Genomic DNA, 8,603 nt, shown 5'->3' with positions numbered 1-8,603 from the left:
GGGCGGGCTGTGCTGCGTGAAGTACGGCGTGACAACCGATTACGTGCTCGGCATGGAGGTGGTGCTGGCCGACGGGACGGCGCTGCGGCTCGGCGGGCCACGGCTCAAGGACTCGGCCGGGCTCTCGCTGACCAAGCTGTTCGTCGGCAGCGAGGGCACGCTCGGCGTGATCACCGAGCTGACGCTGCGCCTGCTGCCCGCGCAACCCCCGCAGAGCACGGTCGTCGCGACCTTCGCCACGCTGAGCGCCGCCGTCGACGCCATCCTGGCCATCACCGGCGAATTGCGGCCCTCCATGCTGGAGTTCATGGACTCGGTCTCGATCAACGCGGTCGAGGACGAGCTGCGCATGGGGCTGGATCGCGACGCGGCGGCGCTGCTGGTCGCCCGCTCGGACGCGCCGGGCGAATTCGCAAGGCGCGAAGCGGAAATCATGGTGGCCGCGTGTGAGAAGGCGGGCGCTGCCGAGGTTTTCCACACCGAGGATCCCGAGGAGGGCGAGGCCTTCACGGCCGCACGGCGTTTCGCGATTCCGGCGGTGGAGAAACTCGGCACGCTGCTGCTCGAGGATGTCGGCGTTCCGCTGCCGCGCCTGGGTGACCTGGTGAGCGGCGTCGCCGAGATCGCGCGACGCAACGACGTGACCGTCTCGGTGATCGCGCACGCCGGCGACGGCAATACGCACCCGCTGATCGTGCACGACCCGGACGACGCCGCCATGACCGAGCGGGCGCACCGCGCCTTCGGCGAGATCATGGATCTGGCCATCGCGCTCGGCGGCACCATCACCGGTGAGCACGGCGTAGGGCGGCTGAAGAAGGCTTGGCTGCCCGATCAACTCGGGGCCGACGTGATGGCGCTGACCCACCGCATCAAGGACGCGCTCGACCCGCACGGCATTCTCAATCCCGGCGCAATTCTCTAGTCCACGGAACATTTCCGGACGCGAAGGAGTTTTACCAGATCATGACCACCAGGCTCGAGCACAACGTCGCCGATACTCGCTTCGAGATCTATCTCGACGACACCCTGGCCGGCTACGCCGACTACGCCCAGCGTGACGATCCGAAGGTCCGCGATTTCCACCACACCATGACCTTTCCCGAATTCCGCGGGCGCGGGGTCGCGGCGCAGGTGGTCGAGTTCGCGCTGAAAGACTCGCGCGACAACGGCTACTCCGTCATCCCGACCTGCTGGTACGTGGAGAAGTACATCGGCGAACACAGCGAATACGCCGACCTGGTCAAGTAATTCGCACGGGCGCCGAGAACTTCTCGCGCCCGGTCAGCGGCTCCGGTGAGCTCGCCGCGCTATTCGCCATGACGCGAATCGGCGAGCCGTGCCGATGGGCACCGTGGTCAGCTCGGGGAATTCGCGCCGAGCATGCGGTAGCCAGGATGAACGCCCGGTGATAGATCCCGGGCGGCGGCCAAACGTGCCAGTAGATCGGCGAATTGGCGATATTCCGCGTCCGACAGTTCCGCGGTCAGTTCCGTTTCGTGCGCCACCGCCACTTTCGCCACCCGGGCAAGCGCCTCGCGGGCCGCAGGCGTCAGATGCAATTCGTGATTACGACGGTCGGTGACGCTACGGCGACGTTCGATCAGCCCCTTCCGGTCCAGGGGATCGATGAGGGCGACGACGCGGCTCGGGACGACACCCAACTCGGCGGCCAGTGCGCGCTGGCTGCGCCCCGGCTCGGCCGCGATCATGCGCAGAATGCCGACTTCCGGTGGGGTGAGCCCGATTTCGGCGATGCGCTCGGTGAAGCGCTGGCTCGCGTGCGCGCCGAGCTGGGCGAGCTGAAAGGCCACCGCGCGCATGGGCCGCGCCTGCCCGACACCCTCTTGCTCCGATTCGGCCACGCGGTTATCGTACCCATCGAGTAGTCGTTCACCTATGCGAACGATTCACGTTTGAGAACGGATCGCCATGGCGCTGTCAGCTCCCACTCCCCTCGATCGACCAGCGACAAGCCTCGAACCACCGCTCGGCCCGCTCGCAGCCGCGGCGGCGACACTGTTCGTCGCCGGGCTCGTCGTCAGCACTGTTCAGGCGGGCGGAAACCCGTTCCCCTCGCCTTTCGGAGCGGCCGACGACGCGCTCGCCTACTTCCGCGACCATCCCGGCGCCGTGCGCACCGGCGCGGTGCTGCAATTCGCGAGCGCCATACCGCTGACCCTCTACGTGGCCGCCGCCACGGCCCGGGTGCGGCGGCTGACCGACGGGTTCCCGGCCGCCCTCACCACGGTCGGCGGGACGCTCGCCGCCGCCTTCCTGCTCTGCTCCGGCGTGGTCAACTGGGTGCTGACCGTGCCCGAGGTGGCGACCGAACCCGCGCTGCTGCGGGCCGCGCACACGCTCGCGTTCCTGTTCGGCGGTCCCGGAAACGTCGTGGCCACCGGCCTTTTCATCGCGGGAATCGCGCTCAGCGCCTGGCCGGGGCGGCGGGTCGCACGGTGGCTGCTGATCACAGGGCTGGTGATCGCGGTCATCGCGCTGTGCACCACCGCCTCGCTCGCCGTGACCGGCGCGGCCTTTCTCCTGCCCATCGCCCGCTTCACCGGGATGGCCTGGCTGATCGCCGTCGGCTTCCTGCTACCCCGCGCCTAGGCCCTGTCTCGAAGTCCGGCCGGATGCATCCGGTGGCTGGATCGTCGCCTGGCAAGGCGGAGGAGGAGCCGATACCGGGTTTGTATCGGCGACGACGACAACGCGGCCAGGCGGCGATCCAGCCACCGGAGGCGCCGGATGGGACTTCGAGACAGGGCCTAGCCCTCCGGAAGGAACATCATGAATACTCAGATGGCGGCCAAACTCGCCCGATTCCAGCGGCCCGAACTGTCGCTGCCCTACCTGAACGGCGTGGACGATGCCGTCATCGCGGCACTGTTCGGGCTCACGGCCGACGAATATCGTTCACTGCGTGCAGATTTCGCCGAGCAAGCCGGTTCGACGGCCGCAGACCTGCTGGCGGAACCCGGGTTCGCGGAGCAGGTGGACCGGATACCCTTCGGCACAGGAGCCCACGTGGCGGTTCTCGGCGAAAGCAGTGCCGCCGACCGGCTTTCGTGGTTCGAGATTCTGCGTCACCTGATCGCGCTGCGTCGACCGGACGACGCGATCACCTTCACGAACCTGGCCGTGTCCGGCGCGACCACCACGCAGACGCTGAAAGGCCTTGCGGCCCTCGGTTTCCGACGTCCGGACTGGGTGCTGTGCCAACTCGGCGCCAACGACGCGCAGCGCCTCGGCGCCGACGGGCCACGCGTGGTGAGCGCCGAGGAGATGGCCCGAAACCTGACCCTGCTGCACGACGAGGGCGTGCGGCTGACCGACGCCCGTTGGATCTGGATCACGCCCCACGACATGGACGAGCAGCGGATCGCCTCGTTCCCGCCCTTCCAGCAAGCCCAGATCAGCTGGCGCGCAAAGGATCACGAGGAAACAGCCCGGACCCTGCGCGACCGGCCCGAACCGGTGATCGATACTCTCGCGGTCACCCGACCCAGCTCAGGCCATCAACTGTTCGAGCCGGACGGCGTTCATCTCACCCCCGCCGGTCAGGCCGCGGTCGCCCGCACCGTCGTATCGTCGCTCGCCACCCTCCCCTGACACACGAAAAGGCGGTGCCGAGAACGAATCTCGGCACCGCCTTCGTCGAAACACTCAGCGCAGCAGCGCGCGGCTCATGACCAGACGCTGGATCTGGTTGGTGCCCTCGTAGATCTGGGTGATCTTCGCGTCGCGCATCATCCGCTCCACCGGGAAGTCGGTGGTGTAGCCGGCGCCGCCGAACAGCTGGACGGCGTTGGTGGTCACCTCCATGGCGACGTCGGAGGCGAAACACTTTGCCGCAGCCGAGATGAAGCCGAGGTTCTTCTCGCCGCGCTCGGCGCGGGCGGCCGAGGTGTAGACCATGAGGCGGGCGGCCTCGATCTTCATCGCCATGTCGGCGAGCATGAACTGGGTGTTCTGGAAGTCGGCGATCGACTTGCCGAACTGCTTGCGGTCCTTGGTGTAGGCGATGGCCGCGTCGAGCGCGCCCTGGGCGAGGCCGACGGCCTGCGCGCCGATGGTCGGGCGGGTGTGGTCGAGGGTCTGCAGCGCGGTCTTGAAGCCGGTGCCCGGCTCGCCGACGATGCGGTCACCCGGCACCCGGCAGTTCTCGAAATACAGTTCCGCCGTGGGGGATCCCTTGATGCCGAGCTTGTGCTCGAGCGGGCCGACCACGAAACCCTCGTCGTCCTTGTGCACCAGGAACGCCGAGATGCCGTTGGCGCCCTTGTCCGCGTCGGTCACCGCCATGACGGTGTACCAGGAAGACTTGCCGCCGTTGGTGATCCAGCACTTGGAGCCGTTGAGGATCCAATCGTCGCCCTCCTGCTTGGCGCGGGTGCGCATGCTGGCGGCGTCGGAGCCGGCCTCACGCTCGGACAGCGCGTAGGAGGCCATCTCGCCGTTGACGATGTCGGCGAGCACCTTCTGCTTGAGCTCCTCGGAACCGTTGAGGATCAGGCCCATGGTGCCGAGCTTGTTGACCGCGGGGATGAGCGAGGAGGAACCGCACACGCGGGCGACCTCCTCGATCACGATGCAGGTGGCCACCGAGTCGGCGCCCTGGCCGCCGTAGGCCTCCGGGACGTGCACCGCGTTGAAGCCGGCGGCGTTGAGCGCGGTCAGCGCCTCCTCCGGGAAGCGGGAGTTGCCGTCGACGTCCTTGGCGTGCGGCGCGATCTCCTTCTCCGCCAGACCACGGATGGCCGCGCGCAGTTCGTCGTGGAAGTCCTCGAGCTTGAACAGGTCGAAATCGGGGTTTCCCGCCATGGGGCTCACTCCTGGTCGTCGGTACATGTCGGCACTCAGTGCCACACTGTTCTTGAGTATACGCCTGGACAGGTCGCAACATGCGGATACTTGCTGGCACTCAGTGTCAGATTGGTCGCACCCGATCGTGGTCACAGACTACCGAGTTTGCGGGCCACCAGATCGGCGACCTGCCGGGGCGGGGTATCGCGCGGGAAGACCGCGACGACCAGCTCGTCGGCGGCTGGGCGGGCCGGGCCGCGCGGAATCGCGGCCAATTCGACGCGCAGGTCCGCGGCGCCCGCGTCCGACTCCCCGCGCACCATGCGCCGGAGCAGATAATTGTGCGTCGCGGTGACGGCGGCGGTGTACTGCACCCGCGCCAGATCCGGAATCTCGGGCCGGCGGTCCCGCAGGTAGTCGGTGAACAGCCGCTCGTACCGGAACACGGTCACGATCTCGCGCTCACGCAGCGCGGGCACCCGCCGCACCACCTGATAGCGCCGCGCCGCGATCTCACGCCACTGCGTGAACCGCTCGAACACCTGAACAACGGCCTCGCACACCGTGTCCCACGGATCCCCCCGCGACGCCGCCAGAAACTCCGCCGCCTGCGCCAGCTGCGACTCGTGATCGGCGAAGATCACGTCCTCCTTCGACCGGAACTGCCGAAAGAACGTCCGCCGCGAAATCCCCGCCGCCTCCGCGATCTCGTCGACCGTGGTCGCCTCATACCCCTTCTCCGCGAACAACCGCAACGCCTGATCAACCACCGTCAACCGAAACCGCGCAGCCTCATCCCCACCCCGCACCCGCCCCTCACCACTAGTCACCAACCCACCGTAGCGAGCCTGCCCCGACAAGAGGGGTTCCGCAGAGCGGCTAGCCGAGGAGTTTGGTGCGGAGGGCTTGGTCTTTGTCGAGGACCAGTTGTTCGAGGTTGGTTTGGAAGGTTTGCATTTGGGTGCGGAGGGTGGGGTTGTGGGCGGCGAGGATGCGGACGGCCAGGAGGCCGGCGTTGCGGGCGCCGCCGATGGAGACGGTGGCCACGGGGACGCCCGCGGGCATTTGGACGATGGAGAGCAGGGAGTCCATGCCGTCGAGGTATTTGAGGGGGACGGGGACGCCGATGACGGGCAGAGGCGTGGCGGAGGCGACCATGCCGGGGAGGTGGGCGGCCCCGCCCGCGCCGGCGATGATGACCTTCAACCCGCGGTCGGCGGCCTCACGCGCGTAGTCGAGCATGCGCTGCGGGGTGCGGTGCGCCGAGACGACGCCGACCTCGAAGCGAATCCCGAACTCCGCCAACGCCTCGGCGGCCGCCTCCATGGTGGGCCAGTCGGAGTCGCTGCCCATGATCAGGCCGACCTGCGGGGTGCTCGCGTCACTCATGGGGATCCCATCCATCGGTCCATACCGCGTGCGACATCCAATGTGCCGCTCGCTCAGCTCTTTCCCGCACCGCGGCCACGTCGTCACCGAGAATGTTGACGTGCCCGATCTTGCGGTCGGGCCGTTCGCCCTTGCCGTACATGTGCACCTTCGCGTCGGGCATCCGCGCGAACAGGTGGTGCAGCCGCTCGTCCATCGACATGGCCGGCGACTCGGCCGCGCCGAGAATATTGGCCATGACGGTCACCGGTGCCAGCGGGCTGGTGTCGCCGAGCGGATAGTCCAGCACCGCGCGCAGATGCTGCTCGAACTGCCCGGTGCGCGCGCCGTCCATGCCCCAGTGCCCGGAGTTGTGCGGGCGCATCGCCAGCTCGTTCACCAGGAGCCTGCCGTCGTGGGTCTCGAACAGCTCCACCGCCATCGCGCCGACCACGCCGAGCTCCTTGGCCAGGTTCAGCGCCAGCGTCTCCGCCTCGGCGGCGGTGTCGTCGTCGAGATCGGGCGCGGGCGCGATCACCACGGCGCACTGGCCGTTGCGCTGCACGGTCTCCACCACGGGCCAGGTCGCCGCCTGCCCGAACGGCGAACGCGCCACCATCGCCGACAGCTCGCGCTTCAGCTCGACCTTCGCCTCGGCGAGCAGCTGCGCACCGTTCGCGAGCTGCGCGGTCACGATCGCCGCGGCCTCGTCCGCCGACTCCGGCATCCACACGCCCCGGCCGTCGTAGCCACCGCGTACCGCCTTCAGCACGATCCGCCAGCCATGTTCGTCACCGAAGCGCACCGCGTCGGCGACCGAACCCACCGGCGCGAAGGCGGGCACGGGCAGCCCGAGTTCGGACAGCTTGATCCGCATGGCCATCTTGTCCTGGGCGAAGACCAGCGCGTGCGGCGGCGGCAGCACGTTCACGCCCTCGGCGACCAGCGCCTCGAGATGCTCGGTCGGCACGCCCTCGTGGTCGAAGGTCAACGCGTGCGACCCGATCGCGGCCTTGCGCAGCGCGGTCAGATCGGTGTGGCTGCCGAGCACGACCTCGGGACTGACCTGGGCGGCCGGGTCGTCCGGGTTCTCGGCGAGCACGCGTAGCCGCTGGCCGAGCGCGATCGCGGCCTGGTGCGTCATGCGCGCCAGTTGGCCACCGCCGATCATCGTGACGGTGGGCATAGCGGAAAGATCGAAGGACCGGGCAATGCTCACGTCGGACAATATTGTCACAACCGGCGGAAATGCCCTTACGCGGGCGTGTCGCGGCGGTGATCGCCGGAGGCCGCCCCCACCTGTGCGACCGGCGGCACCCACCCGGGGTGGCGGTACACTCGGCCTCGTGTCATTCGTCGACGACGTGGTGAGCGTCCTCCCCAAGCCGCTCGCGGAGATCGCGTACCGGCATCGGGAACTGATCAAGTTCGCCATCGTCGGTGCGACGACCTTCGTGATAGACAGCGGCATCTTCTACGCGCTGAAGTGGACCGTGCTCGCCGAGAAGCCGGTCACCGCGAAGATCATCTCCGGTGTCATCGCCGTGATCGCCTCCTACATCCTGAATCGCGAATGGTCCTTCCGTAACCGCGGCGGCCGCGAACGCCACCACGAGGCCCTGCTGTTCTTCGCGGTCAGCGGCGTCGGCGTGGTCCTCGCCTTCATCCCGCTGTGGATCTCCAGCTACGTCTTCGACCTGCGCCAACCCGATGTCAGCTTCACGGTCGAGAACATCGCGGACTTCATCAGCGCCTTCATCATCGGCAACCTGCTGCAGATGGCGTTCCGGTTCTGGGCCATGCGCCGCTGGGTCTTCCCCGACGAGATGAACGAGATCGCCGCCGAGTTCGAAGACCTGGTCGAAGAGGAATTCCGCCGCAACTGAGCTCACCGCGGCTCGGTGACCACCGCGTTCTGCGTGCGATATGCCGAGGATCCCAGGAACACCGCGAACAACGCGGGCCTGCGCCGCTGCAACTCCAGCCGTCCGCCGTCGGCCTCCACCAGCGCCCTGGCCAGCGCGAGCCCGACACCGGTCGAGCCGCCCGCAGAGAAGCCGCGGTCGAAGATGTGCGGGGCGAGTTCGTCGCGCACGCCGTCGCCCTCGTCGGCCACCTCGACGCACACCAACGGCTCCCGATCGACCCCCGGCCGCACGGTGCGCACCGACACCGTGCAAGTCCCGCCGCCGTGCATGAGCGCGTTGTCCACGAGCACCGAGACCGCCTCGCGCAGGCGCGATCCGGTGATCGGCGCGCGCAGCGACTCGTCTCCGGTGAGCGTCAGCGACCGGCCTTTCTCGGCGAACGGATGGGTCCATTCGGCGACGACGCCGCGCAGCTCGTCCATCACCGGCACCGGATCGAGATCGGCGGCGTCCTCGTCGCGCGAGGCCCGCACCAGGTCGTCGATCGCCGCGGTGAGC

10 protein-coding genes and 1 pseudogene are annotated in these 8,603 nt (G+C 68.4%); 5 read left to right on the top strand and 6 right to left on the bottom strand.

The genetic code is table 11. From position 1 onward, the window contains the following. Together ON39_RS06415 and ON39_RS06410 are read left to right on the top strand one after the other, a co-directional pair. Window positions 1–925, top strand: a 925-nt coding sequence (locus tag ON39_RS06415; RefSeq protein ID WP_040732227.1) for an FAD-binding oxidoreductase, incomplete at its 5' end; no start/stop codon positions are given. A gap of 41 nt (window positions 926–966) precedes the next feature. Then, entirely contained in the window at window positions 967–1,251 is a 285-nt protein-coding gene (locus ON39_RS06410) for a GNAT family N-acetyltransferase (RefSeq protein WP_040732224.1), read from the top strand. 107 nt (window positions 1,252–1,358) lie between these two features. On the opposite strand, the gene ON39_RS06405 is transcribed toward ON39_RS06410, so the two are convergent. Next, window positions 1,359–1,823, bottom strand: coding sequence for a MarR family winged helix-turn-helix transcriptional regulator (locus tag ON39_RS06405; RefSeq protein WP_051186353.1), 465 nt, complete (start codon window positions 1,821–1,823; stop codon window positions 1,359–1,361). 109 nt (window positions 1,824–1,932) lie between these two features. Here ON39_RS06405 and ON39_RS06400 point away from each other — a divergent pair, with 109 nt between their 5' ends. Next, the gene (locus tag ON39_RS06400; RefSeq protein WP_040732218.1) at window positions 1,933–2,613 is read left to right on the top strand and encodes a hypothetical protein; all 681 of its coding nucleotides are present in this window, start codon (window positions 1,933–1,935) and stop codon (window positions 2,611–2,613) included. 180 nt (window positions 2,614–2,793) lie between these two features. After that, window positions 2,794–3,615 carry an SGNH/GDSL hydrolase family protein gene (locus tag ON39_RS06395; RefSeq protein WP_040732215.1) on the top strand — a complete coding sequence of 274 codons (822 nt, stop codon included), beginning with the start codon at window positions 2,794–2,796 and terminating at the stop codon, window positions 3,613–3,615. Between the two features lie 54 nt (window positions 3,616–3,669). Here the strand turns inward: ON39_RS06395 and ON39_RS06390 are convergent, their stop codons facing one another. From ON39_RS06390 to ON39_RS06375, 4 genes are all read right to left on the bottom strand, one after another. Further along, entirely contained in the window at window positions 3,670–4,827 is a 1,158-nt protein-coding gene (locus tag ON39_RS06390) for an acyl-CoA dehydrogenase (RefSeq protein ID WP_040732212.1), read from the bottom strand. A gap of 131 nt (window positions 4,828–4,958) precedes the next feature. Then, window positions 4,959–5,642: a TetR family transcriptional regulator gene (locus ON39_RS06385; RefSeq protein ID WP_373283667.1), complete on the bottom strand. Its 684-nt coding sequence runs from the start codon at window positions 5,640–5,642 to the stop codon at window positions 4,959–4,961. A gap of 46 nt (window positions 5,643–5,688) precedes the next feature. Continuing rightward, the gene (gene purE, locus ON39_RS06380; protein ID WP_040732199.1) at window positions 5,689–6,198 is read right to left on the bottom strand and encodes a 5-(carboxyamino)imidazole ribonucleotide mutase; all 510 of its coding nucleotides are present in this window, start codon (window positions 6,196–6,198) and stop codon (window positions 5,689–5,691) included. Beyond that, window positions 6,191–7,363, bottom strand: a complete 1,173-nt coding sequence (locus ON39_RS06375) for a 5-(carboxyamino)imidazole ribonucleotide synthase (RefSeq protein ID WP_246002832.1) — start codon at window positions 7,361–7,363, stop codon at window positions 6,191–6,193. The genes purE and ON39_RS06375 overlap by 8 nt, the downstream gene beginning before the upstream one ends. Window positions 7,364–7,523: 160 nt before the next feature. Here ON39_RS06375 and ON39_RS06370 point away from each other — a divergent pair. After that, window positions 7,524–8,048 (top strand): annotated as a pseudogene (locus ON39_RS06370) (GtrA family protein); the annotation flags it as partial. Between the two features lie 17 nt (window positions 8,049–8,065). Here ON39_RS06370 and ON39_RS06365 read toward each other — a convergent pair. Then, window positions 8,066–8,603 (bottom strand): sensor histidine kinase (locus ON39_RS06365; protein WP_040732190.1); only part of this gene is annotated, 538 nt, incomplete at its 5' end.

The sequence above is a fragment of the Nocardia tenerifensis NBRC 101015 genome (assembly GCF_000308715.1).
Taxonomy (GTDB): Bacteria; Actinomycetota; Actinomycetes; order Mycobacteriales; family Mycobacteriaceae; genus Nocardia; species Nocardia tenerifensis.
This window is presented reverse-complemented; position numbering and strand designations above follow the sequence as displayed.